The 24,902-nt window shown below is 69.6% G+C and carries 18 protein-coding genes and 1 pseudogene; 10 read left to right on the forward strand and 9 right to left on the reverse strand.

The genetic code is table 11. The features are described 5' to 3' along the window. Positions 1-229 precede the first annotated feature (229 nt). The gene (locus K9S39_RS40605) at positions 230-832 is read left to right on the forward strand and encodes a dTDP-4-dehydrorhamnose 3,5-epimerase family protein (RefSeq protein WP_248868285.1); all 603 of its coding nucleotides are present in this window, start codon (positions 230-232) and stop codon (positions 830-832) included. A gap of 95 nt (positions 833-927) precedes the next feature. On the opposite strand, the gene K9S39_RS40610 is transcribed toward K9S39_RS40605, so the two are convergent. Then, positions 928-2,385, reverse strand: coding sequence for an NDP-hexose 2,3-dehydratase family protein (locus K9S39_RS40610; protein ID WP_248868286.1), 1,458 nt, complete (start codon positions 2,383-2,385; stop codon positions 928-930). 1,008 nt (positions 2,386-3,393) lie between these two features. Between K9S39_RS40610 and K9S39_RS40615 the strand changes: the two genes are divergently transcribed. Next, positions 3,394-5,448 carry an AfsR/SARP family transcriptional regulator gene (locus tag K9S39_RS40615; RefSeq protein ID WP_283113328.1) on the forward strand — a complete coding sequence of 685 codons (2,055 nt, stop codon included), beginning with the start codon at positions 3,394-3,396 and terminating at the stop codon, positions 5,446-5,448. A gap of 1,293 nt (positions 5,449-6,741) precedes the next feature. On the opposite strand, the gene K9S39_RS40620 is transcribed toward K9S39_RS40615, so the two are convergent. Then, positions 6,742-7,734: a PI-PLC domain-containing protein gene (locus tag K9S39_RS40620; protein ID WP_248868288.1), complete on the reverse strand. Its 993-nt coding sequence runs from the start codon at positions 7,732-7,734 to the stop codon at positions 6,742-6,744. Between the two features lie 762 nt (positions 7,735-8,496). On the opposite strand from K9S39_RS40620, the gene K9S39_RS40625 reads away from it, so the two are divergent. After that, positions 8,497-8,700, forward strand: a complete 204-nt coding sequence (locus K9S39_RS40625; protein ID WP_248868289.1) for a cold-shock protein — start codon at positions 8,497-8,499, stop codon at positions 8,698-8,700. A 173-nt stretch (positions 8,701-8,873) separates the two neighbouring features. On the opposite strand, the gene K9S39_RS40630 is transcribed toward K9S39_RS40625, so the two are convergent. Beyond that, positions 8,874-9,350 carry a hypothetical protein gene (locus K9S39_RS40630; RefSeq protein ID WP_248868290.1) on the reverse strand — a complete coding sequence of 159 codons (477 nt, stop codon included), beginning with the start codon at positions 9,348-9,350 and terminating at the stop codon, positions 8,874-8,876. Between the two features lie 295 nt (positions 9,351-9,645). Between K9S39_RS40630 and K9S39_RS40635 the strand changes: the two genes are divergently transcribed. Further along, complete coding sequence (locus tag K9S39_RS40635; protein ID WP_248868291.1) at positions 9,646-9,912, forward strand: hypothetical protein; 267 nt, start codon at positions 9,646-9,648, stop codon at positions 9,910-9,912. 505 nt (positions 9,913-10,417) lie between these two features. Here the strand turns inward: K9S39_RS40635 and K9S39_RS40640 are convergent. The 4 genes and pseudogenes from K9S39_RS40640 to K9S39_RS40650 form a co-directional block, all read right to left on the reverse strand. After that, a complete protein-coding gene (locus K9S39_RS40640; protein WP_406708106.1) occupies positions 10,418-12,283 on the reverse strand; it encodes an alkaline phosphatase family protein in 1,866 nt (621 codons plus the stop codon). 210 nt (positions 12,284-12,493) lie between these two features. Further along, positions 12,494-12,646, reverse strand: a complete 153-nt coding sequence (locus tag K9S39_RS40645; RefSeq protein WP_406708193.1) for a hypothetical protein — start codon at positions 12,644-12,646, stop codon at positions 12,494-12,496. 70 nt (positions 12,647-12,716) lie between these two features. Next, positions 12,717-12,941: pseudogene (locus tag K9S39_RS43260) on the reverse strand (KR domain-containing protein); the annotation flags it as partial. Between the two features lie 238 nt (positions 12,942-13,179). Beyond that, positions 13,180-14,832 (reverse strand): glycine/sarcosine N-methyltransferase, encoded by a 1,653-nt coding sequence (locus K9S39_RS40650; RefSeq protein ID WP_248868292.1) that lies wholly within the window; start codon positions 14,830-14,832, stop codon positions 13,180-13,182. 782 nt (positions 14,833-15,614) lie between these two features. Here K9S39_RS40650 and K9S39_RS40655 point away from each other — a divergent pair. Beyond that, on the forward strand, positions 15,615-15,872 hold the full coding sequence (locus K9S39_RS40655; RefSeq protein ID WP_248868293.1) for a hypothetical protein: 258 nt from the start codon (positions 15,615-15,617) through the stop codon (positions 15,870-15,872). Between the two features lie 26 nt (positions 15,873-15,898). On the opposite strand, the gene K9S39_RS40660 is transcribed toward K9S39_RS40655, so the two are convergent. Then, positions 15,899-16,177 carry a hypothetical protein gene (locus K9S39_RS40660; RefSeq protein ID WP_248868294.1) on the reverse strand — a complete coding sequence of 93 codons (279 nt, stop codon included), beginning with the start codon at positions 16,175-16,177 and terminating at the stop codon, positions 15,899-15,901. 70 nt (positions 16,178-16,247) lie between these two features. Between K9S39_RS40660 and K9S39_RS40665 the strand changes: the two genes are divergently transcribed. Next, entirely contained in the window at positions 16,248-17,498 is a 1,251-nt protein-coding gene (locus K9S39_RS40665) for a hypothetical protein (protein ID WP_248868295.1), read from the forward strand. A 239-nt stretch (positions 17,499-17,737) separates the two neighbouring features. Here the strand turns inward: K9S39_RS40665 and K9S39_RS40670 are convergent, their stop codons facing one another. Beyond that, positions 17,738-18,121, reverse strand: a complete 384-nt coding sequence (locus K9S39_RS40670) for a hypothetical protein (protein WP_248868296.1) — start codon at positions 18,119-18,121, stop codon at positions 17,738-17,740. Positions 18,122-18,567: 446 nt separating this feature from the next. Here K9S39_RS40670 and K9S39_RS40675 point away from each other — a divergent pair, with 446 nt between their 5' ends. The 4 genes from K9S39_RS40675 (at position 18,568) to K9S39_RS40685 (ending at position 24,859) form a co-directional block, all read left to right on the forward strand. Further along, the gene (locus K9S39_RS40675) at positions 18,568-23,094 is read left to right on the forward strand and encodes a cation-translocating P-type ATPase (protein ID WP_248868297.1); all 4,527 of its coding nucleotides are present in this window, start codon (positions 18,568-18,570) and stop codon (positions 23,092-23,094) included. 114 nt (positions 23,095-23,208) lie between these two features. Continuing rightward, positions 23,209-23,340, forward strand: coding sequence for a hypothetical protein (locus K9S39_RS42225; RefSeq protein ID WP_283113333.1), 132 nt, complete (start codon positions 23,209-23,211; stop codon positions 23,338-23,340). 403 nt (positions 23,341-23,743) lie between these two features. Continuing rightward, the gene (locus tag K9S39_RS40680; RefSeq protein WP_248868298.1) at positions 23,744-24,025 is read left to right on the forward strand and encodes a hypothetical protein; all 282 of its coding nucleotides are present in this window, start codon (positions 23,744-23,746) and stop codon (positions 24,023-24,025) included. 87 nt (positions 24,026-24,112) lie between these two features. Next, positions 24,113-24,859 carry a hypothetical protein gene (locus K9S39_RS40685; RefSeq protein ID WP_248868299.1) on the forward strand — a complete coding sequence of 249 codons (747 nt, stop codon included), beginning with the start codon at positions 24,113-24,115 and terminating at the stop codon, positions 24,857-24,859. The last annotated feature ends 43 nt before the right edge of the window (positions 24,860-24,902 follow it).

The raw sequence follows: 24,902 nt of genomic DNA on the forward strand, positions 1-24,902 counted from the left end.
CACCTCACCCTGCGATCCGTCACCAACCTCCGTGGACAGAACACCTGGGGCTCATGCCGTCCAGCCGTCGTCGAGGCGCGTGCGAGACGTCGGGGCCATCATCGTCAGCAGCATGCGGGCCCAGTGGAGAACATCGAATCCTGACACGCCGGACACGGGACCCAGGCGCACACGGAACGCAGACCGAATAGATACGGCTTTTGAATCGGAGTCCGTTATGGTTTCCACCATGCAGTCGCGGGAACTCTCCGTCGAGGGCGCAATTGAATTCACCCCACAAGTGTTTGACGACGAGCGTGGCATCTTCCTGTCGCCCTACCAGGAGTCGACATTCTCGGGCGCCACCGGGCATTCGCTGTTTCGCGTTGCCCAGACCAATCACAGCAGGTCACGACGGGGTGTGGTGCGTGGACTGCATTACACCCTGACACCGCCGGGCTGTGGCAAGTATGTGTACTGTGCGCGCGGGAAGACCCTCGACATCGCAGTGGACATCCGGGTCGGGTCGCCGACCTTCGGCTGCTGGGATGCCGTGCTGCTGGACACCGAGACATTTCGCGCTGTGTATTTTCCGGTCGGCGTGGCGCATGGCTTTGTCGCGCTTGAGGACGACACCGTCGTTTCCTATCTACTCTCCGGGGAGTACGTTCCGGAGAACGAGCTGGCGCTGTCGATTCTCGATCCGGAACTGGCCCTGCCCATTCCCGGTGACGTCGAGCCGGTCCTGTCCGAGCGTGACCTCGCGGCACCCACCCTGGAGAAGGCGGCGTCGGACGGACTGCTGCCCGACTATGCCGAGTGCCTGGCCATCGACAGCGCCTTGCGGTCCTGATCCGCGGCGGTACGACGAGTGGTGGCGCCCCCGGTGGGGCGCCACCACTCGTCTGTGTCTGACCGTCTCATGGGCGCACGGTCTCCGTCAGCGTCTCACCGGGGCCGCGGGGCCAGCATGCTGTGCAGGCAAGCGACCAGGCTGCGGGCCTGGACGTTGAGGTAGTGGCTGTGCCGGAGGAGCGCGTTGAGCTGGTTCAGCGTCAGCCAGCGGTGGTCCCGGTCCTCCAGGAGGCCGGCCTCTCCGTCGGCTTCGACGACGAGATACCGGTTCAGGGCGTGGTGGAAACGGCCCCCCTCCTCGGACAGCAAGCAGGTGAACCTGATCCGTTCCGGCGGGGCCGACAGCACGTCGCCCAGGAAGCGGGGCCGGGCCGCGCCGGGCAGCACCTCGTAGCTCTCGGGAACGCACTGGACGGTGGGGGAGAGCTCTACCCCGTCCACGTAACCGGGCTCCGCACTGGCCCGCATCAGGACGTGGAGCACTCCGTCGATCTCCTTGACCAGCATGGCGATCACACCGGTCCCGTGCGGCTCGATCATGGGCTGGGACCAGCCGCCGACCTCGCGCGTGCCGGCCGAGACCGCCACCCCGATCACGGAGAAGAAGCGGCCGCTGTCGTGGGAGATCCGCTCCGGCGAACTGTGCCAGTCGCGCAGTTCGCCCAGCGGCACCGGGCGGGTGGCGAGGTCGGTGTGGGCGCGGTGTTCGGTGATCCAGCTCAGGAGCTCGGCCATGCCGTGCACACCGCCGGGCTCCCCGGCGCATGAGCGGACCAGAGCCTTCCGGAAGCCGTCGCCGGTGTCCGGTACACCGTCGACACCGCCGCCGGCCGGGGCCAGGCAGGACAGTGTCGTGCGGGTGTCCATGTTGACGATGTCCTCGACCGCCAGCAGCCGGTATATCTCGCCGAGCGTCAGCCAGCGGAAGTCCTCCTCGACACCAACGTCCTCGGTGACTTCGAGGACGATGTTCCGGTTGCGCTTGCGGAAGAACCAGGCGCCCTGTTCCGACTGGAGGACGTCGGCGATGACATGGTGCCGGGTCCTTTCCTGGAAGTACCTCAAATAAGGGACCGCGCGCCCCTTGTGCAGCCGCAGGTAGTTGCTGCGGGTGGCCTGCACGGTGGGGGAGAGCTGCAGATGGTTCCTGTTCCCCGGTTCGACCTTGGCCTGCATGAGGAAATGCAGTACCCCGTCGAATTCCTTGGCCAGCAGGCCGAGAACGCCGATCTCCGGCTGATGAATGATCGGCTGCTGCCATTGGGACACCGGACCGGATGGAAAACGGACGTCCAGTCCGTCGATGGTGAAGAAGCCGCCGCTGCGGTGCCGCAGCGCTCCCGTGCGCGGGTCCCGGTACCAGTTCCGCAAGCCGTCGAGTTCCATACGGTCGACGCGGAGACCGGACCGTTCGCGGGCGGCGGCGAACCACGAGGCGAACGAGGCCGGCTGATGGACCCTGCTCTCCTCGGCGAGGGTCGACCTCGCGAGCCGGTCCTGGAGCGAACGGAGAGCGGGCGGGGGCGGGGGCGGCGGGACGATTCGATTCACCAGGGGGTTCCTTTGCGCAGGAAGGGCAGGGGTGCTGGGATCTCAGCGGTCTTCCGCGTCCACGGCGTCGAGAAGAGCGGCCATACCGTTGTCCTCGGATGCTTCGCGCTGGTGGGGCCGTCGACGGCGCGTACGGCTCAGTAGAGTGCGGGCTGCCAGCAAGGGCCTCGAATCGCCCTGAATCTCCGTACGGGGCGGTGCGGTCACCGGTCCATCCCGCGCGGTTCCGGCGCACCGCGGCGCACACGCGGCGGGGGGCCGCCCTGGGGCCCGTCCGGCGGAATGCACGCGTCCGGAGGGAATCTGGAGACGGGTTCGACCGTTCTTCGAGGACGAGCTCCGATCGTACGTACATGACGACCCCATGCGATGGTGTCCCGTCGGGCGCAGTCGCCGTCATGCGACAGCGGAGCGGAAAGCGACGGGGCCGCACAGCTGGTCCGACCGGGGGCGACCGCCCGCAAAGCACCTCCTCCCCACGGTCGAGCCAGGATCGTGGAGAGCTCAAGCGGGAGCGGGGCGGCGGCGCGACGACGCGCTGCACCCGATGCCGTTCGCGTTCTGCCGACGTCGCGGGCCGGTGCCGCGGCGGCGACCGGGACGGACGGACCATCCGCGACGTCATCCGCCGGACGAGGCACTGGCACCGCCGCACCCCGAGGGCCGGGAAGGCCCGGCCGGCCGGGCGTGCTGAATGCAACCGTCGAATTTCGGTGACCGGTCGGCATGAATTCGAAGTGGAATCCGGCCTACTCCACACCGCCACCTAGGCGGACGCTCCGTGGACGCTCTCAATCCGTTTTCCGTATGGCTGTCCAGGGCAACGGCAGTGCCCGGCACGCGCCCCCGTGCGCAGGCGCCGAGTGGCGGGGCTCGCACGCTGCGGTGAGAAGTGTGCGCGAAGGATAGGGGCAATGACCTTGTCCTGTCGTATTGGAAGGGTTAATCTACCCCACAGGAAGAGGCAATATCTTGCAAAGACGCAGGGTCGCTGACGGGGGACGTGAGATGGACTTCCGGCTGCTCGGACCATTAGAAATTCTCGATGGCGCATGCAATGTTGTACCCACCGCTCCCAAGCCGCGCCAGGTAATTGCCCTTCTGCTGATGCGAAGGAACACCCTGGTGCAAACCTCGGAACTTATCGACGAACTGTGGGAGAATGACCCTCCCGCAAGTGCGATGACCACGCTTCAGACGTACATTTACAAGCTTCGAAAAGTCCTGACGGCGCGTAATTCGGAGGAGATCCTCTTCACCCGGCCCGGGGGCTACACCCTGGCCATCCCCGATACCTGCACCGACCTCCACCGATTCGAAGTGGAGGCCGACCAGGGCAAGTCGTTGCTGAAGAACGGGGACCCGGCGGGAGCGGCCGAGGTGCTCCAGCGGTCCCTGGCGCTCTGGCGGGGCTCCGCGCTGGTCGATGTCGTGCCGGGCGGTCTGCTGTCCTCCTACGTGACGCGACTGGAGGAGTTCCGGGAGCGCACCCTCGACCTGCGGATCGAGGCCGATCTCCAGCTGGGGCGCCATCAGGAGCTGATCAGTGAGCTGAAGTCGCTTGTGCTGAGCCGCCCGCTGCACGAGAACGTGCACGCCTCGCTGATGATCGCGCTGCATCGCTCCGGACGGCGCCACGAGGCACTGGAGGTCTATCAGATGCTGCGACGCAGCATGATCGACAACCTCGGCCTCGAACCGGGCCAGGAGCTACGAGCGCTCCATCAGGCGCTGTTGTCGGAGGCCGCGGTGGGGTTGCCGTACGAGCAGCACCAGCGGCCCGTCCTGATTGAGCACCACCAGACCGCCGCTACGTCTCCCGAGACTGAGAAGACGGCCGTGACCGCGGTGTCCCGTCCCGCTGCGCCGAGCATCCCTGTTCCCGCGCAACTCCCCGCGGACCTTGCCGACTTCACTGGACGGAAGTCCATCGTCACCCAGGCCCCCGCTGCTCTGGCCCGGGACGAGGAGTGCGCCCATCCCCGCACGGCCACCGCCGTCGCGGTCATCAGCGGCATGCCGGGGGTGGGGAAGACCGCGCTCGCGGTACATATATCCCACACCGTCCGGTCGTTCTTCGAGGACGGCCAGCTCTACGCGGATCTGCGCGGCTCCATCGGCGCGGGTCCGACCCCCGCGGACGTACTCCATGGATTCCTGAGGGCACTGGGGACCGCGGAATCCGAGATTCCCGCTGACCTCGAGGAACGGTCCAAGCTGTTCCGGTCCACCACGGTCGGCCGGCGGCTGCTGATCCTGCTGGACGATGTGTCGTCGCTGTCCGATGTACGCCCGCTGCTCCCCGGCGACCCGCAGTGCGCCGCCGTCATCACCAGCCGCAGGCGGCTGCACGGCCTGGGCGGTGCCTGGAACATCAACCTCGGTGCTATGGACACGGGGGAGGGCAGCGAGCTGCTCTCCCGCATCATCGGGGCCGCCCGGGTCACGCGGGAGAGGCACGCTGCCAGCCAACTGGTGGAGACCGTCGGTGGTCTTCCCCTGGCGGTGCGGTGCATCGGGGGCCGGCTCAGCGGCAGCCCGGGGCTCACCCTGTCGGGCTTGGCACTGCAACTGACCTGTTCCGAGAAGCTGCTGGACGAACTCCGTCTGGGGGAACTCGACGTCCGGTCCCGGTACGACTTCAGCTACGAGGGGCTCGGCCGCGTGGAGCGGAGCGTCTTCCGGCTGCTGAGCATCCTCCCGCCGAGGCAGTTCACCGCCGAGTCCGTCGTCGAACTCCTCGGCAGCGACAGCCGCACCGTGGAACGTCTGCTCCAGCGCTTCGTCGACAGCCACCTGATCAACATAGTCCGGTGGGAGAACGACGCGTCCCACTACGCATTTCCCGAACTGACCCGTGCGTACGCCCGTGAGCGGTTGCTGGACACCCTGTCGCGCGACGGGTTGGGGCAGGAGAGGGAATGGACCCCGGTGGGGGAGTCCGTGGGCGCCGGTGAGAAGTCAGCGGCCGACCGCCGGGCACGGCGAGTACAGCGAAGCCGGAGTGGATCCGATCGAACGGCGCATCCCGCGGGCGTCCGGCCGGACCGTCGGCAGTGGTGACACGGGGTCGTACCCCAGGAGCGCCAGGCGTTGACGGACCCCGCCCATCAGATGCCGGTCGGCAACATCCCTGCGCCGTCTCCGTGTTCTTGACGTACATGAGGCGGAGTGCGCTGGATCTATGGATTCGAGCAGACCGCGGGCTCTCTTGAGGTTGCCTTAACGGAGTTCGGTGGACACCAATATCGTAACCCCGACCGTCAGGTGCGATTGAGCTTCCTGGGCTGATGAAGGTCGTCCTGGGGATTAAGTGCCCGCTTGGCCGTCCGTCCGCTGTCCCCGTAGGAAGGCGGCCACCTCATCCCGGAGCGTCAAAGACAGGAAGTTCTCCCGGCTGCCGCGACCGTCGGCGCGCACATCATCGGCTGGGCGGACGACTGGGGGGTATCGGGAGCCACGGACCCGATGCCACGGCCGAAGTGCGGGCCGCCGGTAGGCCGAGGGGAAAACCGTCGTACGGGTTCCAGTACGTGCGGCTCGTGAGGGGCGGCAAGATCGATCATGTCGAGTTGCACCCGCACGCCTCTACCGTGATCAGGCTCGTCGCCCGCCGCATCCTCTCCGCCCCCGATCGCATCATGCCCAGCAGTGAGGCGGCGTGCCTGAACCGTGAGGGGGAGCCGTGCCCTGCCGACCATCTTGCCGTCATGTACGACAAGTCGTCGCGTGGCCGCCCCTGGCAGCCCACGAGCTTGCGGAACATCCTGCTGTCCGAGGCGGCTCCGGGCTATGTGATGCACCAGGGCAAGCCCGTCATCGATCAGGACGGCAACCCCGTACGTCTGTGTGAAGGCTTGCGGGACGGACAACTCACGAGGCGCTCAAGCAGGCCCTCACCACCCCACACGACGCCCTGGAAGGACGGGTCGAACCGCGAGCGCCCGCGGCCACGCCCCAGCAGGCCGCCGCCCAACAAGCCGCCCAACACCTTCGTGCCGCCTACCGGTCCGCAGCCGCCACCCCCATGCACGCCATGCGTCCTGCTCCAACAGACCATCGCATGGGGCGAACTGGGCACCGCCGACAGCCTCACCGACGTCCTCGTCCGGGGACTGCGGCGCCTGAGCAATCCGCCCACCACCACCGACGCACCCCGCGCACGGAGGAGCCCGCGAACGTCCCAGCAGCAACCCCCGACCCCGAAGCCGCAGGCGCCCGAGACCACCGCCGCACCCGTCCCAGCGCTTCCCGCTCCCCACGGACAAAGCGCTGACCAGCACAACAATCGGCTGGACACCGGCAACGGCGCCTGTGCTGAGGGTGGTTCCCGGTACCGACGGGAGGCTCGGGGCGTCAGCTGCCGAACGGGATGTCCCGCGGGGTGGCCATGCGGCGGGTTTCCGGGTGGGCCTTCACGTAGTCCGTGATGTACGAGAGCGACTCCCGCACCGCGCTGTCGTCCGTGCCGCAGCCCTTCAGGCCGCTGACGCCGTCCGGGTAGCACGACATCCGGTTGCCGTAGATCAGGCTGTCCACGGCGGCACTCCCGTCGGAGAAGTCGAGCAGGGTGGCGGCGCGCTCCCCATCGCCCTTGCCCACCGTCCAGCCGACGGTCTGCGCGAGCTCTCCGGCGTCCCGGGCCTTCCGGCCGGCCTCCAGCTCCCCCCGGATGCTGCCGAACTTCAACGCCATGCTGAACAGGCCGTTGTCCATCACGCGCTGATTCCCGGGGATGTTCGGCCCGTGCTCGGCGAAGCCGTCCCTGACCTGTGCGTAGTCGCTGCTGAAGCTGACCGCTTCCTTGGAGTTCAGGTCACCGAGGGCGTTCTTCCAGCCGCTGCCGCCCTCCTTGCCGTAGAAGCCGTAGAGCACCCGGATGCCCCTGCTCCCCAGCTTCTTGCGCGCCATGTCCCGAAGTCCGGCCACGGAGCAGTGGCGCCACTCGGGGTCGCTGCTGTCGCACCAGTCGGGGTTCTTCATGTCCAGCCATACGAAGGAGACTTGACGCCCGTCCTCATGCTCCTGTGCCACCTGGTCGAACATGTCCGACATGGTGTCCCCGTAGCTGGTGAGAGTGCCGTCGTGGTCAGCCCACCAGCCCTCGCGCCAGGCCGTGGCGTCGATCTCCAGCGCGTTGGCCCCGTTGTCGAGCGCCGTGGTCACCCCGCCCGTGGTCAGCACCCGGTGGGCGATGGCCCAGGTGGGGCGCTGCTCGGCGGTGCTGGGCGCGGTCTCGGATGGCTCGTCCTCCGGTACGGCCATTGCGGCTCCGGTGCCCAGGGTGGCTGCGGAGACGACCAGGGCCAGCGGCAGCAGTATGACGCGACGCCGACGTGGGGCGGCCATGAGGACGGGTCCTTTCCGTTGCATGGGCCACGCGTGGTGGCAGCTCGTCTGCCGTGCGGCGGCTGTCTGTCGTACAGACGGCGGGCCGACTGCCCGCGACTGCAGCACTCTACGTTAAGTTACCCGCGGGTAATCACTGGCTGCGGACCGTACACGGCAGCCCTGCCCGTTCGTGGGAAGGGAACGGGTACAGGCCGACGGCGCCGAACGGCCCGTCCGCAGCGTGCGGGCATGGACTTCACCCCTCGACCAGCCGATGCTGCCGACCCCGACACCTTCGGCGGTGTCGTCGAGGTGAACCGGCCAGGTGTCGATGTCGTCGAGCGCATCCGTCCAGCGGGGCGTGACGCCGCGCAGGGTGGTCGCGGTCGGCACCAGCGGGCGGTTGAGATACGCGACGAGGTCGGCTTGCGCGTTGCGGATCTCCTCCTCGTACGCGGCGCGCTGGGAGGAGGTGAGGGGAGCGCGGCCGGCGGCTGGGCGACCTGCGGCGTCTGTTCCGTCGTCGGCTGCTGCTCATGCTGCCCGCTCGCCTCAGCCGACGGGGCCGGGGGGCGCTGGTTTCGGGTATGGCGGTGCGCTCCTTCGGGATGGAGTGCGGAGATGAGAAAGGACCCGCCATTCGGGGGCGATATGACGCGTTTTGAGGCGTGACGAGTGTCGGACTGTCGCCGGATAGGCAGGTTGGAGTGGCGCCGGAGTCCCGCTGTGGCTTCGGCTGACACGTGGCAACAGCACGGCACCGAATAAGGGATGGGACGCATGGCAACAGGCAGGGTGAAGTCGTTCGACTCGGAGAAGGGCTACGGCCTTATCGAGCCGGACAACGGTGGCCCAGACGTCTTTGTCCACCACACCGCCATCAACGCCACAGGCTTCAGGTCGCTGGAGGTGAATCAGCAGGTCACGTTCGACATCACCCAGGGATCCAAGGGGCCCGAGGCGGAAAACGTGACTGCCCAGTAGGGCACTGCCCGGCGCTGTGCCCACTGGCTCACCACACGGGCGGAGCGCGGCTCCCGATTCGTTCGCCAACGTCGGCGACCGCACATCCGGAGACCGGATCAGGGTGGTCCCCATCGGTCCATCGGTGGACTGCGGCGTGGAAGGCGGCGTCACAGCCAGGGGTGATCGGTGACTCACACGTCAATGGCCCTGCGAGCGTGGCTCACGAACTGCTGTCGCTTGCTCGACGCATGACCGAGGAAGCTCCGGATGCGATGCGACTCGTTCGTGTCGAACGTGTCACCGCCCTCCCGGCCGAGGACTGTCGCGTGAATCGCACCTACACAGGCCGACAGCGACTGCACCAACTCCTCCGCCATCCGGGCCAGTTCCCCAGGCCCCTCAAGCTCGACAGCCGTCTGGGCCTCGGCCAGGTCTCCTCGAACCGACCTGCGGGTCTCTTCGATGAGGCCACGCAGACCATCGAGATCACGACCCGGCTTGGCCAGTTCGGCCTCGACACCTCGCAGAGCCTCATGGACCCTGTCTGCCTTGAGGGTGAAGGAAGCATAGGCATCACGACGCAGCTGACGACGCCAATGACGGTGCTCAGCCCGAACCTGCCGTTGCCCTGCAATCCCAGCGATCGTCGCGGCCAGGGCCGTCCCCACGACTCCCACCCCAGCGCCAAGCACCGCCGCAGTCCCCGCATCCACACGCACAGTCTGCCGGCGAGGCTCCCTGAGTGATCATCGACCTTCAAAGCAGAGATCAAAGGGCGAGCTTATTTGGCGGACAGGGTGCGGGCGTCCGCCAGGTCCTGGCCCGGTTCGAGGTCGGTGCGGTCCAGGGCGGGAGCGCCCGGAGCTGGCCGGCCGAGGGCGAGAATGAGGCGAGGAGCACGGCGAGGGGCGCTCGACGCTGGCCGCGGTCGCCCTCGCGCTCGCTGGCCGGGGCGGCGCCCGGATGGCCCGCGTCTTCGGAGTTTCGGTCAGCCGCAGCACCGTGCTGCGGATGGTCGAAGCGTCACCTGACCCGCAACTGCCGGCCCCGCGCCCGGTCGGCCTCGATGAGTACGCCACCCACAAGGGCCGCCACTACGGAACCATCCTGGTCGACGTGGAAAGCCGTCGGCCGGTGGAGCTGCTGGACGGTGCCGAAGCAGTCGCCGCTGCCGCTCTCGTCGCCAGCACGATCGTGGACAGCCAGATCGCGATCGATCCTGCGGAGTAAATGCCGATGCGCGCCGCGTCACGCCGGCAGCCAGGGCGTGCCGGGATGCGGCGGCGCAGCCGACACCTCCGTCACAGCGGACGGCTCCACGTCTCTCGCAACGCTCCGGGACCTTCCGTCCCAGTACGCCACCGCACCCCGGCACGCCCAGGCCACCGGCTGCCGGCCAACACCCTCGCCCACCCCCGAGGACTGCGAGGACCTCCTGGACGCCGTGCGCGCCGCGGGGAATTGATCCGGTCCGGACCGCACCATGCGGGTGCGGCAGACCACTGGGGGAGCCGTGCGGCGGTATCGCCCACTTGGCCGCCCAGCCCCCGGGGAACGGCAGCGGGACGCACGCCGTGACCACAGGCAGACCTGGAGAGTTCTCGGGAGCGTGTCCCGTGCTTCGCCCATGCTCGGCTGTGCGTGCGGAAGTGGTTGGGCGGTTTGCGGAAGGCGAAGAGGAATCCGGCGCGGTGAGGGGCAGCGAACCGGGTGGGAAAATCTCGCGGCCTTCCGGTTATGGGGTGGGCCGGGACGGAGCGGAACCGGGCTGCGGGCCGTAAGCGGTCAGGAAGCGGTCGCGGAAGGTGTCCATGCGCCAGACCGGTGCCTTCGGGCCGGGCCTCAGGCCGGGCGTCCAGCGCCAGCCGGAGATGCGCTTCAGCACTGCCGGGTCGTGGGCGACGACGGTGACCGGGACGTCACGGCTTGCGTGGTCGCCGGAGACCTTCGCGACGGGCTGGTGGTCGCCGAGGAAGACGAGGACGGTGTTCTTGGTGCCGTACTTCTGCAGGTACGAGATGAGGCTGTGCAGCGAGTACTGGATGGACTTGCCGTACTCGGTGCGTACTTGGGCGGTGTGTTTCCAGACGTCCACGGGTTTCTTGCCCGCCTTCTCAATGGCGTTGTAGACGGAGCCGTCACCGATCTCGTCCCAGCCGATCGTCTTGGGGAGGGGCGCCCAGGGGTTGTGGCTGGAGGTGAGGGCGATGAACGACATCAGCGGCTTCGCGTGTTGCCTGGCTCGCTTCCCGGCCTGCCCCTTGGCATGGGTCCTGCCGCGTTCCAGGCGCTCGAAGGCCGACAGGGCGTACTGGTCGGGCATCGTCGACCAGCTGAACTTCGGGCCTTTGTAGCCGAGGTCCCGGGAGTCGTAGACGCGGTCGAGGCCGTAGAAGGATGCCTCCGGCCACCCCTTGGTGAGGCCCGGCATGATGCCGACTGTTCGCCAGGCACCGGTGCGTTTGAAGGCGCCGGTGAGGGTCAGGCGGTCGCCGGCGGTGAGGGTGCGGTAGCGCTGTTGGTTGTCGATCCACAGGCCCGACATGAACGTGGAGTGGCCCAGCCAGCTGCTCCCGCCATAGGTCGCCGAGGTGAGCCAGCCGCTCCGTGCGGAGTACCCGGCAGCACGCAGCCGTTTGGTCCCGTCGGCGAGGGCGGCGTCGACTCCCGGCGCCACCAACGGGTCCTCGATGGCGCTGCGTCCGTAACTCTCTATGAACGTGAAGATGACGTCCTTGCCGCGCAGTCCGGTCAGCAACTGGTCGCCCGGGGTGTCGCGGAACGCGTCGGCGGCGGCCTCTTTCGCGAACGCCTGCTCGTCCTCCAGGCTCGCCCGCACCTGCTGCGCACGGTTCTGTACGAGCCCGGCCGCGCTCTCTGCGGCGACCGGCACGCCGGCCACCTGCACGCCGAGCGCTGTGCAGGCGACCCAGACGGTCCCGAGCACCAGGGTGGTACGGGTCGCGGTGGCGCTGTGCCGGGCCATGAGATTGCTGAGCCGGACGATCGCCAGCGTCATGACGACGAGCAGGGCGAGCACGAGGGCCAGGGCTCCGATCGCGACACCGATCGCCTTCGCCCGGCCGATCGAGTCCTGGAGGAACGATTCGCCATCGTCGAGCAGGCTCCAGTCGAACACCGGGTTGAACCCTCGGCCGAGAGTCTCGTTGAAGCCGATGTCGAGGAGGTTCAGCACGGTCAGCAGGCCGAGACCGGCCCCGGCGAGGGCAGCCGCCACCCGCCTCGTCTTCGGTGGGAGGACGAGCAGCAGGGCGGCACCGAAGATGCCCTCCACCGGGATCCGCGCGAACCGACCCGGGGTCAGGAGGGCGAGCTGATTCGGCAGGAGGAGGGCGAGGAGGACCAGGATGGCGGAGAGGGCTGTGGTGGCGCAGGCGATGGTCCGCGCGGTGGCCGGGTGACGGTCGCGCCAGGTGCCGCCACCAGCGGCGTCGTTACCCGCGGAGGCGTCGTCCGGGATTCGCTCTGGAAGGCCGTCCGGCGGCGGGCCCGCGTCCGTGACTGGCTCTTCGTCCGCCTCGTCCGCCGTAGCCGCCACGTCCGCATTCGGCTGCTGATGAAAGCGCGTGAAGAGTGACAACGCGAAGGTCCTTCCGTGCGGGGCCCGGTGGTGGCACGGCAGACCAGACCTGCGAGACCGGAGCCGCCGCCCCTATCCGTACGGCCGGGCGGCGGATTTCGTTCAATCGCGGGTCATCACCCCAACTGGGCGCTTCGCCTCGCAGGTCCGGGCCCCGCCCCGCCGTACGGACCGCTCTTTGGCGCTCACCGTAGTGTGTTGCGCGCTGCATCATGAGCCTGTACGACGACCGTGCCCGGGAGCGGTGGGGTCGGCCGGGTCGAGGGCGAGGTCGGCGCCGAGGACGAGGGCGCGTTCGCGGGCCTGCGGCAACGGGTCGAAGCCGATCAGCGGGGCGGCTCCGGCGAGGCGGGCGATCTCCACGACGTGTGCGCCGAGGTCGCCGGGGCCCCAGGGCCCGACGCTCCGGCCCGCAGCCCGCCGTGCCCCAGGCCAGGGAGACGCTGGTGTCCTCGGGCGCGAGGGCCCGGCGGTGTGCGACGACGGTGTCGAGGAAGGAGTTGGCGGCGGCGTACGCCAGCCGGCCCGGGAGTTGGAAGAGCTGGTCGGCGGAGGAGAACAGGGCGAAGAAGCCGAGGCTTCGTCGGCGAACGTCCGCCGTGAGCACGACGTCTCCCGGCAGGCGAACCGGCGGACGTGCAAGCGCTCCACACAACACGCCGGCCCGCAACGTTGCACGTCAGCCGGAAACCCCCCGTAGGAGCCGGTACGCCAGGCACAGAGCCGGTACGCCAGGCACAGCGGCCACGTCGACCTGCTGCGCGCGCGTATTGACAGGCGCCTGGGGCCAGCCGGTAGCCCCGCGGGCCCCAGGCCGCGCCCCACGCGACCTCACCGGCCCGTCGCCGACATCGTTCCCGGCGTCGGCGACGGCCTGGTGGCCGGTGGAAGGTTGCTCAGTCGCCGGCGTCGAGCCTGAAGTGGAAGATGCCCCAGGTGAGGTGCTTCTCGCGACCACCGTCGATCCAGTGGCCGAGCCCCTTCTTCATCTGGGCGAGGTAGTCGTGGCTGATCTTCCTGGCCAGCCCTGCGGCCTCTTGACGCTCGGTCTCCTCAAGGACCCGCGTGTAGTGGTTCACCAACTGCTCACGGTGCTCTTCGAAGCCACCGTCGACGGCGGTGAATCCGAGCCGGTTCAGCTCGCGTGTGTAGAAGCCGGGTGAGCCCAGGTCGTCCAGATGGATCCGGTCGAGAATCGGCTGCAGCACGTCGGTGGAGCCGCCGTCCGCCGCCGCCATCGGGTCGGTGAAGATGAGGTGGCCGCCGGGCCGCAGCACCCGCGCGATCTCCTCAAGGACCTGTACCCGGTTCCCGCTGTGCAGGAAGGCGTCCTGGGACCAGATGACATCGACCTGGTCGTCCGGGTACGGGATGTCCTCGAAGGACCCGTCCACGACCTCGATCCTGTCGGTCAGCGCGCGGGCCGAATTCAGCTCCTTGTGGCGCTGGTTCTCCACCTCGCTGAGGTTGAGTGCGAGGACCCGGCAGCCGTACGTCTCTGCCAGGTACCGTGCCGAGCCGCCGAACCCGGAACCGAGATCGAGCACCATGGAATCCCGGGTCAGCTCCAGCTTCGACGCCATCCGTGCGACGGTGCGCCGGCTGGCGTCCGCGATGGGCTCCGTGGGGCTTTCGTAGAGGCCGATGTGGATGTCCTCGCCGCCCCACACCGTGGCGTAGAAGGTGTCGGCGTCGGGCGAGTTGTAGTAGCTGCGGGCGGTGCTGACCGCGCCTTCGTACTGCCCCTCGTCCTCCATCCGGTACTCCTTCTCCGCCACATGCACGAAGAAGTCCGGCTGTTCCCCCCGGTAGGTGTGCTGGAAGTCGCCATAGGTCTCGATGCGCTGGAAACCTACGTCGGACATCAGTCGCCGGGTGTAGTCCTTCCGCAGGGGGAACATGTTGAGGTGGTACGTGGAGCCGTCCGGGAAGCCGTACCGCATACGGCACAGACCCTCGTCGACGTACTCCGGCTCTACGATGACGTCCTCACCGCAGTAGTAGTACCTGTGCTTGCTCGTGTACCCGTCGTCCAGGATCGCATCGTAATTGCGCTGGTCGAGTACGAGAATTCCGTCGTGCTTGAGCATGGCGTAGAACTCGGCCAGTGCCTTGCGCCGGTCACGCTCCGAGAAGAGATGCGTGAAGGAGTTGCCGAGGCAGACGATGGCGTCGTACTCCCCGTGGACGTCTCTGTTGAGCCACCGCCAGTCCGCCTGGACGACTCGCAGGATGTGCCCGCCCTGTTGCGTACCGTTCCCGAAGGCCCTCGCCAGCATTTCCGCGCTGCCGTCCGCGCTCACGGTCTCAAATCCGGCAGCCAGCAGCCGTACGGAGTGGAAGCCTGTGCCCGTCGCGACGTCGAGCACACTCCGCACGCCCCACTTGCGCAGCAGGTCGATGAAGAAATTTCCTTCGCTTTCCGCCCTCTTCTCCCAATCTATGAGCGAGTCCCACTTATCGACAAAACTGGGGACATACTCCTCCGTGTAGTGCCCGGTTTCTCGTACTTCGACAGGGTTGTCGCCGAACTCTTGGGCCGGTTGCACGATGATGGGGAACCCTTCAGTTGGGGGAATCTTGCCCGGCGCGGCAGCCCAGGACGGCACAAGCTCCGGACCCTTGGGAGCCGCGCGGTCTGAGCGCATCGCTATCCAAGATCGCGAGGTCTCATGCCACCAAAGTTCGTATACAGAGATGGCGTTGCGGTGAACTGCGGCCTGACCAGCGCGTTTCCACCTCAAGATTCTTTGGGCGGCAGAGGCTGCAGATATCTCACGTATGGGGCAGCCGCGGGCGAATCACCCCGTCGATGACTGCCACAGGCCGAAAGCGATGCCGCGACGACCGGCTGGCCCGCCCATGCCGAGCCCCGGCCGACACGGGCGACGGAGAAGCGGCAAGGATGGACGGGCGCGGACAGGCGCGGGTATTCCGGCAAAGCGGACGACACTCGCGACGGCCGATTTCTGCACCTCGGGTACTGGTCGTCGACGCTCGGCACGATCTGCGGACGGGCGGTGTCGGCATCCTACCGGTGGCATTTGCCTCCGGCGGCGGGACAATTGGCTCGGGCAGTCTCCTTTCTTCCCTTGAGTGCCCCGTCGCCCTTGCGGCCTCTCACACTCTCGTCGTTCAGAGCCGCGAGTCGCCTCTATCGGGCGGTAGCGACGTCATCGCCGTTTCATCGTCATTTCAGCGGGCCGGGGTTAGCGTCGAGGCCGTCCGATGCAGGCAGATCGCCCAGCGCCGATGGTCTGCCGCATCACGGCACCACCCCGGGGCGCGGGGGACCGAGGGCCGGTTGGGGCCCGTCGGCCGGCCGCTGACCGTGACCACCGGCCCCGTCTCCGTGGTGGCGTTCCGCCCCGACGGACACACCCTCGCGGCCACCACCGACAACGGCGTCGCCGGCTTGTGGAATCTGAACGCCGACGACGCGATCCGGCGAATCTGCAAGCGCAGCGCCGGTGCCCTGAGCCGTCAGCAGTGGAACCGGACATTCCGCAGCTCCCGTACACACCGCCATGTGTTCGCACGGCTGACGACTGAATCGCCTCAGCGCCTCGGCAGTGGTCCGCGTTCTTGATCAGCCGAATGTCGCGCAGTACTTGATCAGCCGAATGTCGCGCAGTAGGTGAAGTCGCCCCAGGCGTTGGGGTTCTTCTTCGCCCGGAGCCATGACCGGTGGACGCGGTCGACCGGCTTGGACTTCGGCGGCCGCTTCTCCAGGTCTTCCACCCGGGCGACGCCATCGGCCGACGGCACCCGGCCCGCGCCCGCGCGATCGTGCAGCGAGCTGCCCACAGTGGCCGGCGTGGAGGAGCCGGCCCCGATGACTTGGACTGGGGCGAGTACCTCGGGGCTGCTGTTGCGGGTGGTGGTGCCGTTCACCGTTCGACCGGGGGTACGCTGCCGCTCGCCGAGAACCGCTCCGAGGAGGGGCGACAAGGGGGGAGCGACCATGCGCCGTAGAGCTGCGGGAATCGGACACCAGGGCATGGTGGCCGTCGCCGTGCTGGCCACTGTGCTCACGGCTGCGGGGTGCGGCACGGACTCCGGTCCGACCGGCTCCCGGGCCACGGGCTCCGCCGACACGGCGGACTCCGGCGGCAAGAGCGCCCCCCCGAAGGCCTCTGCGGGCTCCCTCACGTGGAAGTTCGAGCACATCGCGGATTTCAGGGGAGAGCTCACCGATGTCGCCGTCCTGGCCGAGGACGACATCTGGGCGGTCGGGACCGAGAACAACGGCGAGTCCGACGCCCACCTGCTGCACTACGACGGTAAGCGGTGGAAGCGCGAGCCCCTTCCCGAAGCTCTCGGCACCACCGACTACCCGCCACTGCTCGAAGAGGTCGGCGAGGAAGCACTGTGGCTGCGGCCGCAGGTCTACGAAGAGGGCACCGGTGTGAACCCCTGGGCGAGGTGGGACGGCACGCGCTGGTCCGCGGTGCCGAACCCCCCGCCGGGCAAGGTCGGGGACTTTGAGGCCGCGGGCCCGGACGACATCTGGATCCTCGACGGCGAGCAGACCGCCCGGCACTGGGACGGCACCCACTGGACCACGACCCGGCTGCCCTACGGGGCCTCCGGCCTCGCTGTGGTGGGACCGGACGACGTCTGGGCGGTCGGCAGCCGCTCGACCGGGCCGGGCACCGAGCTGGGCCACGGCGAGCGGTACAGCCAGCCCGCCTCGATGCACTGGGACGGCACGTCCTGGAAGTCGGTGGAGACGCCGCAGGCCCGCTTCGAGGAGCCGATCCCGCCGGAGCCCAGCGCCGGCCTCGGCCAGGTCTTTGCGCTCGACAGTGGTGAGGTGCGCGCGTACGGCAACAACACCTTCAACCACGGCGAGGTCGAGAACGAACCCGCGGACGAGTACATCCGGCTGCGCTGGGACGGCTCGAAGTGGGTTGAGCAGGAGCCCGCGCCCGGCGGGTGCACTCTGCGGACCCCGGTGGGTCAGGACGACGAGGGCCTGTTCCTCGACGGGAACTGGTACCTGACCGACGACGGCCGGTGTGTGAAGATCAAGCGCCACCGCCTGCCCCTGTCGACCGGTGCCCGCAAGGGGTCGAACCAGTCGCTGTGGCTGAAGGAGATCCACCGGGTGCCCGGCACCGACGAGTGGCTGGGTGCTGGACACGTCCAGGTCAACCAGTCCGGCGATCCCTTCGGCGCCCCCGTCGTCGTACGTCTGAAGTGCGGCGACTGACCTTCTCGGCCAACAGCCGGCCGAGAAGGTCAGCCCGCCTCTGACGGGTCACGCGAGCGAGCCGCGGTCCGGATCGACGACGTCGGCCGGGCCGAGGACGAGGCGCACCCCGGGCAGGGTGCTGCACATGCGGGCTGAGCGTGCAGCTGCGGCCTCGCACCCCATTCGCCGGACTCCGGCTCCAGGCCGCCGTCCATGGCCCGGACACCGGGCCTCCTATGCGGGCTTCTTGCCTTTGTCTACTTCGCCTTGGCGGTCTTGCCGGTGTCGGCCGCCTTCTCCTCACTTTCCCCTGTTTCTTCCTGTGCCCTGCTGCGCACGACCCAAGTGGCCCCGCCGATGGCGAGCGCGATTGGCCATTCGAGAGCACCGGCCACGGTGAGCGCTCCGAGGCCGCCGTAGAAGAGCAGGTTCTTGGTCGGAACCTTGGGGAGCCGGGAGGCCACCTCCTGCACGTTGGCCTTCACGTCGTCCGGGGTGAGGTACGGAACGGGCATCGCCGCATGGGCGGTGTGCATGTGCAGAACCTGCCCGACGTGCTCGGGTTGCTCCTGCTCGGCCTTCTTGCTTTCTTGCTCCTGTGCCGCGGCGGTCTTCCGCGCGGTCTCAGCTGCACTGGGCATCCCAACCACTCGATTCGCCTGAACAGGGTGAAGCAGTTCCTTTTCCATTCTGCCGTGCGCAGGGCTCAGGCGATATTGGGAGGACAGTGACGCAGCGTGACCATCCCTGGGGTGGGGCCGACGGCGGTCGCGAACTGGCCGGCGGTGAGGGCAGGACCGTATGCGTCATGGCTCATCCCAATCGGGCGGAATGTCGCGCACAGAGGCATCCCGGAGGAGATCGGCATCCCGGCGGAGATCGACGCCGCCGTGGCCATGGCGTACGCACCCCCGAACCGCGTCGGCCACCAGGACGGTGGAGCGGAGACCGGCGTCGGGACGCCGATGGCGCAGGTCGCCGCTGCGACTTCCGGAGGCACCGTTGCCGGGGAATGTCCATACTTTTCGGACAGGCGCGGCTCCCCGGGGTGGTGCCGCGCACAGGGGCGATCGACGGTGGAGGGTGTGTGATCCAGGCACTGCTTTCCGGAACCGTCCGGGTTGCCGCCGGGGCCGTGAACGCCGCGCCCCGGGTGCTTTCGGACCTCGGTCAACTGCTGATGCCGCAGGCGCGCCGGACATGGCAGGTTCCGGGCGGAGTGCAGATCCAGGTCCGCCGGGTGGGGCAGCCCGGGACGACGCAGGCCGCACGCGACCTGGAGGCCCGGTTACGTGAGGTGCCCGGGGTGGGCCGGGCGGAGGTGAACGGGGCGCTCGGCTGCGTGTTCGTCGGCTGCGAGCCCGCCGAAACCGACCTTGAACTCATCGTCCGCCGTGTCGCGGAAGCCGAGGCGGAGGCCGAGGCCGCCGCCGAGGCGGCAGCCCGGCGGGCGGACCGGGGTGAGGCCGCCCTGGGCGGGGACCGGGCACGGCGCGCCGTCGGTTTCCCCGGGGGCCCTGAGGCTCAGATCGGTGCGGCAGTGCAGCTCGGGGGGAGCATCGCGGCGTTCGGTGTGGCGGTGGCAGGCCGGGTCGCCCGGATCCCCGGTCTGACACCGGTCGTACCCGTTCTCATCCAGCTCGCGGAGGTCACTCCGTGGCTGCGCGACGCCGCTGTCCGCAAGCTCGGTCCGTCGGCTGCCGAAGCCGGCTGGGCGACCGCGAATCTGATCACCACGACGCTGACGTTCCGGCCGCTCGGCCCCGTCGTGGCCGGATGTCTGGCCGCCGTCCGGTATGCGGAGGCGAAGGCCCGGCGCGGGGCCTGGCAGGAATGGGCGCTGCGGTTGGACGGACACGAGGGGGCGTACCGACATGACGCCGCAGCCGCCCACGAGCGGCCGGTTCCGCTGCCACCAGGTCCGGCGGACCGGTACGCCCAGGTGACCGTCCCCGCGGCACTGGCGGGGTACGGACTCACCGCGGCCGTCACACGCAGTCACGACCGGGCTCTGGGCGTGCTGATCGCGGGCATGCCGAGAGGCCCCTCGTACGGACGCGAATCCTTCTCCGCCGCGGTGGGCCAGGCCGCCTCCGGCCGGGGAGCCCTGGTGCTGAGGCCGGAGGCGCTGCGCCGGCTCGACCGCGTCGACACGGTCGTCCTGGACGCCCGTGTGCTGGCCCCCGGCACCTGGACGGTCGGCCATGTGCTGCCCCTGTCGCCGCCCGGCGACCATCCCGGCGGTGTGCCCGAGCTCGATGAGATCCACGCCGCCGTCCACGAGCTGATCGACGGCGCCGACCCCTCGCAGCCCCAGGAGCGAGCGGGCTGGGCACTGCGTCTGCTCGCCGAAGACGACGACGCGAAGGCGGCGCTGCCCGAGGAGACAGCAGCCACGGCCGGGGACTGGGCCCAGCAGGGCGCGCGAGTCCTGCTGGTCTTCCGAGAGGGCCGGCCCGTCGCCGTCGCGGCCTTGGAGCCGCAGCTCCACCCGCTCGCCGAGCATCTGGTGGAGGCGGCGCGCGGGTGCGGCCGGGTGGTGCTCGCGGGTGGCCCTGCCGGGCTGCACCGCCGTTTCGGGCTGGACGAGGCCGTTGCCACCGGCGGCACCCGTACGGTCACGCTGGTCCGCTCGCTCCAGAGGGAGGGCCACGGCGTCGCCGTGGTCGCCACCCGCGCCCGCCGCGCCCTGGTCCAGGCGGATCTGGGCATCGGTGTGACCAACGGCTTCCGCCGCGTGCAGTGGGACGCCGATGTCGCCGCTCCGCCCGATGTGGTGCATCTGCTGCTGACCGCTGTCACGGAGGCCCGCAGACTGACCCGGATGTGCGTCCGCTTGGAGGCGGCCGGCGCTCTGGCCGGCGCGACGATGGCACTGGCCGTCCCCCGGCGTGATGCCTGGGCCCGCGCCGGGTTGCTGGCCGAAGGCATGACCCTCGCCGGTCTCGGCGCGGGCTTCTGGGCGGGGTGGCGGCTACGCGGCCGACCGGCCCCGGCCGCCGTCGAACGCACTCCCTGGCATGCCATGACGGCGCGGCAGGTCATGGCCCGGCTGGGCACGACGTCCCGTGGACTCGACGAGGCCGAGGCCGCACGGCGCCGCCAGTTCGAGGGATACGACCGGCCGACCGGCGCGGTCACCCTGATCGGCAAGGTCGTGGAGGAGCTGGCCAACCCGCTCACCCCCATCCTCGCGATCGGAGGCGGCATCTCGGCGGCGCTCGGCTCCGTACTGGACGCCGTGCTCATCGGCGGCGTGCTGGGCGTCGACGCGCTCGTCGGCGGAGCCCAGCAGCTGGGTGCCGACCGCGCCGCGGAGCGGCTCGTCGAGGCGACCTCGACACTGGTGCGGCTGCGCAGGGCGGGCCGGCGGGGCACCACGGAGGCCCCCGCCGACCGCCTGGTGAGGGGGGATGTGATCGAGCTGCGGGCCGGTGACGAAGTCCCGGCCGACTGCCGCGTGATCGGAGCGACGGGCCTGGAGGTCGACGAGTCCAGCCTGACCGGCGAGTCCCAGCCCGTCCTGAAGTCACCCGCGCCGACGGCGGCCCAGGCGGTCGCGGACCGTCGCTCCATGCTCTACCAGGGCACAACGGTGGCGGCCGGCAGCGTGCACGCCGTTGTCGTCGCCACCGGCTCCGCCACCGAGGCAGGCAGCGCCGCGGGGACAGCACCGGCGCGTGAGACCCCGCACAGCGGCGTCGAACGCCGCCTCAACGCGCTGGGCCGCTGGTTCCTTCCCCTGTCCATCGCGTCCGGCGGCGTTCTGTTCCTCGCGGAATTCGCCCGCAGGCGGCCCCTGGGCGCGGCCTTGAGTTCCGCGATCAGCCTGTGTGTGGCCGCGGTGCCCGAAGGACTGCCCTTCGTCGCCACCGTCGCGGAGCTGGGTGCCGCCCGCCGTCTGTCCACGCGTAACACCTTGGTGCGCCGTGCCTCCACCATCGAGGCGCTCGGCCGCACCGATGTGCTGTGCTTCGACAAGACCGGCACACTCACCGAGGGAAAGATCAGTCTCCAGCAGGTGTCCGACGGCCGCGCCCGGCGCCCGATCGACGCGCTCACCCCGCGGTTGCGCCGAGTCGTCGCCGCGGCGGCCCTCGCAGGTCCGCCCGGTCCGGCAGCGGCGCTCGCCCACCCCACGGATCGAGCCATCGCCGCCGGGGCCGAGCGGGCCGATGCCACCCCCGACCTGGTGGTGCCGGAAGCGGCCGACGGCTGGCAGCGGCTGGCGGAGCTGCCGTTCGAACCGGGGCGCGGCTACCACGCGGTCCTCGGACGTGCCGGCGGACGGACACGGCTGGTGGTCAAAGGCGCACCGGAGGTCGTCCTGGCCCGCTGCGACCGTGTCCGGCAGGACGGCACCGCCGTGTCGTTCACCGGGGACCTGCGGCACGCGATCGACCGCGAGATCGACCAGCACGCCCGGCGTGGCCTGCGGGTGCTCGTCGTCGCCGAACGCACCCTTCCGGACCGCGCCGCACGGGATCACGCGCCCCTCGGCGACTCGGATGTCGAGGGGCTGTGTCTGCTGGGCCTGCTCGGACTGGCGGACCCCGTGCGGGCCACCGCCGCCGAAAGCGTCCGCCGGCTGTCCGCCGCCGGGGTACGCATCGTCATGCTCACCGGAGACCACCCCAGTACCGCGGCGGCCATCGCCGGCGAGCTGCAGCCGGACGAAGGGCTGCGCATGATGACCGGCCCCGAACTGGACGCTCTCGACGACGCCGCCCTCGCCGACAAGTTGCCGCAGGTCACCGTCTTCGCCCGGGTCACCCCCGCCCACAAGGTGCGCATCGTCACCGCGCTGCGCGCCACCGGCAGGGTCGTCGCCGTGACCGGCGACGGTGCCAATGACGCCCCGGCCATCCGGATCTCCGACGTCGGCATCGCCATCGGCTCCCGGGCGACGCCCGCGGCCCGCGCGGCCGCCGACGTCGTGGTCACCGACGACCGCATCGAAACCATCATCGACGCCATCGTGGAGGGCCGGGCCATGTGGGCCTCGGTCCGCAAGGCCCTGGGCATCCTTCTCGGCGGCAACCTCGGGGAGATCACCTTCGTCCTGGCGACCAGCCTGCTCACCGGGCGCAGCGCACTGAACGCGCGCCAGCTGCTCCTCGTCAATCTCCTCACGGACATGCTGCCGGCCATGGCCATCGCCGCCCGCCCCCCTGCGGGCAGAGCCGGGAGACTGCTCGCGGAAGGGCCGGAGGTCTCGCTGGGCAGAGCCCTCACACGCCACATCCGTCTGCGCGCCGCCCTCACCGCGCTCGCGGCGGGCAGCGCATGGACCGTCGCCCGGGCAACCGGCACCCGGGCTCGGGCCGACACGGTCTCCCTGGTCGCTCTCGTCGCCTCCCAGCTCCTGCAGACCCTCGCCGACGCGGGCCGTGATCCGGTGGTCGCCGTCGCCGCCGTGGGATCCCTCACCGTCCTCGGCCTGGTTGCCTCCGTCCCCGGCCTCAGCCACTTCTTCGGCAGCCGGCCGCTCGGCCCCGCCGGCTGGACGATCGGACTGGCAGCAGCGGCGGGATCGGTCCTGCTGTCCGCCGCCCTGCAGCACCGCACCACGGAGACGAGCACCTCCCGGCCCCGAGAGAACCGGCCTCACTAGCGTGCGAACGCCATGGCCAGTTCACCCGCGGGTTACTTGTGTTCTCCTCGCAAGCAATGCGAGCACCGGACAAAGGAGCAGTACGGTCAGACATGCACAGAAAGGCGCTTCTCCGTGCCGCACCTGCTCACCTCCCTCCTCACCAAAGTGGCTGTCACCGTGATCGAGGGGCTCCTCGTCCGTCTGCTCGCGCAGCTCTGGAACGCCTACATCCGCGGCGGGCGCCCGACAGCGGCCACGGCCTGAGGCGCCACCCCCGACCAGCTCAAAACCCGGGTACGCCGCCGACAGCGCCGGGTGACTGGCGCCTTTTGCGCCTTCCGCTACGCCTGACGCGTATGGCGTACGGAGGCCGGGTGAACGGGGAACATGCGGTGGAATCCGTAGGCGTGGAATCCGTAGGCGTTGAAGGAATCCATAGGCGTTGAGCCGGCCACTGAGCTGCGACGGGACGAGGTGACCGGCCGGACCGATACCCGCATGAGGTAGGTTGACCCGCCAACGCACGGAAGCGCGGAGGGAGACCGTACAGGTGCGCGGTAGGGCGGCAATGTACTGGCTGGCGCTTGTCGCGCTCCCTGTGCTCGCCGTCGGGCACGGGTTCGCCGGCGCGGCTACGCACCTCCCGCACCATTCCGACCACGCGCTCGTGGCTGTGACCGAGACCTTCTCCACGTTCTCCGCGTCGCAGACGCATGACCATAACGCCCAGTCGCACAGCGCCACGCCGCACGCCGACGGGCATGACGGCACGTCCTGCAAGATCATCACCAGCGGTGAGTCCGCCCACCACCCCTCTCCCGCCGAGGGCAGCTCTGCCGCCCTCCCCGGGTGGCTGTGTCCCACCGCCGTGCCGGGCGGCATCGCCATCATGCCGCCCCGGCCCCCTCCCCAGCCGTCTCCGGCCGTTCTGTCCGTCCTGCGGATCTAGAAGAGGCGTCGTGTGCCGCTGCCGCTCGCAGCGACACACGGATGCGCGCTTCCAGAATTTCTCCGAGGAACGGACGGAACACGACACATGGAGATCAGGAACAACAACGCATCGCGGGTGATGGCGGACGTGGGGGCGGGCCGCATCGCCGCGGCGTTCGCCTCGCTGGGCGCCGCCGCGATCCATCTCGCGTCGGCACCCGACCACTACGCCGAGTGGTGGCCCGCCGGAGTCTTCTTCTACGCCATCGCCGTATTTCAGGCCGGCTGGGCGCCGGCCGCCCTCCGCCCCTCCGGCCGGGCCGTCATGCTCCTCGGTCTGCTCGCCAACGCGGGAAGCATCGCGCTGTGGGCAGTCAGCCGGACGGCCGGGATACCGGTGGGCCCCAGCGCGGGGGTGCCCGAGGCCATCAGCCGGGTGGGCGTGACCACCGTGGCCTTCGAGACGGTGATCTGCCTGGTGGCGCTGTGGTACGTACCGCGGCGCACCCCCCGCGGCTTCGCCAGCTCACTGCGGGCGGTCGTACTGGTCGGCGCCGCCGGTGCGGCGGTGACGGGTGTGACAGTGCCCGCGGTGGAGGGCGCCATGAACCACAGCCACAGCCACAGCCACCGCACGGTGGAGGACGAGCAGACTCCGCACGGCCACAACGAAGATGACGGCCACGACGACGTCCATCCGGAGAACACCCACTCCGGCAGCACGGCCCCGGACCCGGGCACAGAGGAGGCGTCGGCCACGCACTCCGCGGAGGAGTCCGGTGCGACGACGGAGCCTTCCGAGCAGCCCGCGGACGACGAGCCCGGCCACGACGACACACCGCACGGACACTGAGCGCGCCGGTAGCCCGGGCGTCCCCTCGCGCCTCCGCCGCCGT

Origin of the sequence: Streptomyces halobius (assembly GCF_023277745.1) — a bacterium.
Taxonomy (GTDB): Bacteria; Actinomycetota; Actinomycetes; order Streptomycetales; family Streptomycetaceae; genus Streptomyces; species Streptomyces halobius.

Excerpts from the sequence above, each read along its gene's own strand:
- K9S39_RS40605 (WP_248868285.1), top strand. The coding sequence starts at position 230 with ATGCAGTCGCGGGAACTCTCCGTCGAGGGCGCAATTGAATTCACCCCA.
- K9S39_RS40615 (WP_283113328.1), top strand. The coding sequence starts at position 3,394 with ATGGACTTCCGGCTGCTCGGACCATTAGAAATTCTCGATGGCGCATGC.
- K9S39_RS40620 (WP_248868288.1), bottom strand. The coding sequence starts at position 7,734 with ATGGCCGCCCCACGTCGGCGTCGCGTCATACTGCTGCCGCTGGCCCTG.
- K9S39_RS40625 (WP_248868289.1), top strand. The coding sequence starts at position 8,497 with ATGGCAACAGGCAGGGTGAAGTCGTTCGACTCGGAGAAGGGCTACGGC.
- K9S39_RS40635 (WP_248868291.1), top strand. The coding sequence starts at position 9,646 with ATGGCCCGCGTCTTCGGAGTTTCGGTCAGCCGCAGCACCGTGCTGCGG.
- K9S39_RS40665 (WP_248868295.1), top strand. The coding sequence starts at position 16,248 with ATGCGCCGTAGAGCTGCGGGAATCGGACACCAGGGCATGGTGGCCGTC.
- K9S39_RS40670 (WP_248868296.1), bottom strand. The coding sequence starts at position 18,121 with ATGCCCAGTGCAGCTGAGACCGCGCGGAAGACCGCCGCGGCACAGGAG.
- K9S39_RS40685 (WP_248868299.1), top strand. The coding sequence starts at position 24,113 with ATGGAGATCAGGAACAACAACGCATCGCGGGTGATGGCGGACGTGGGG.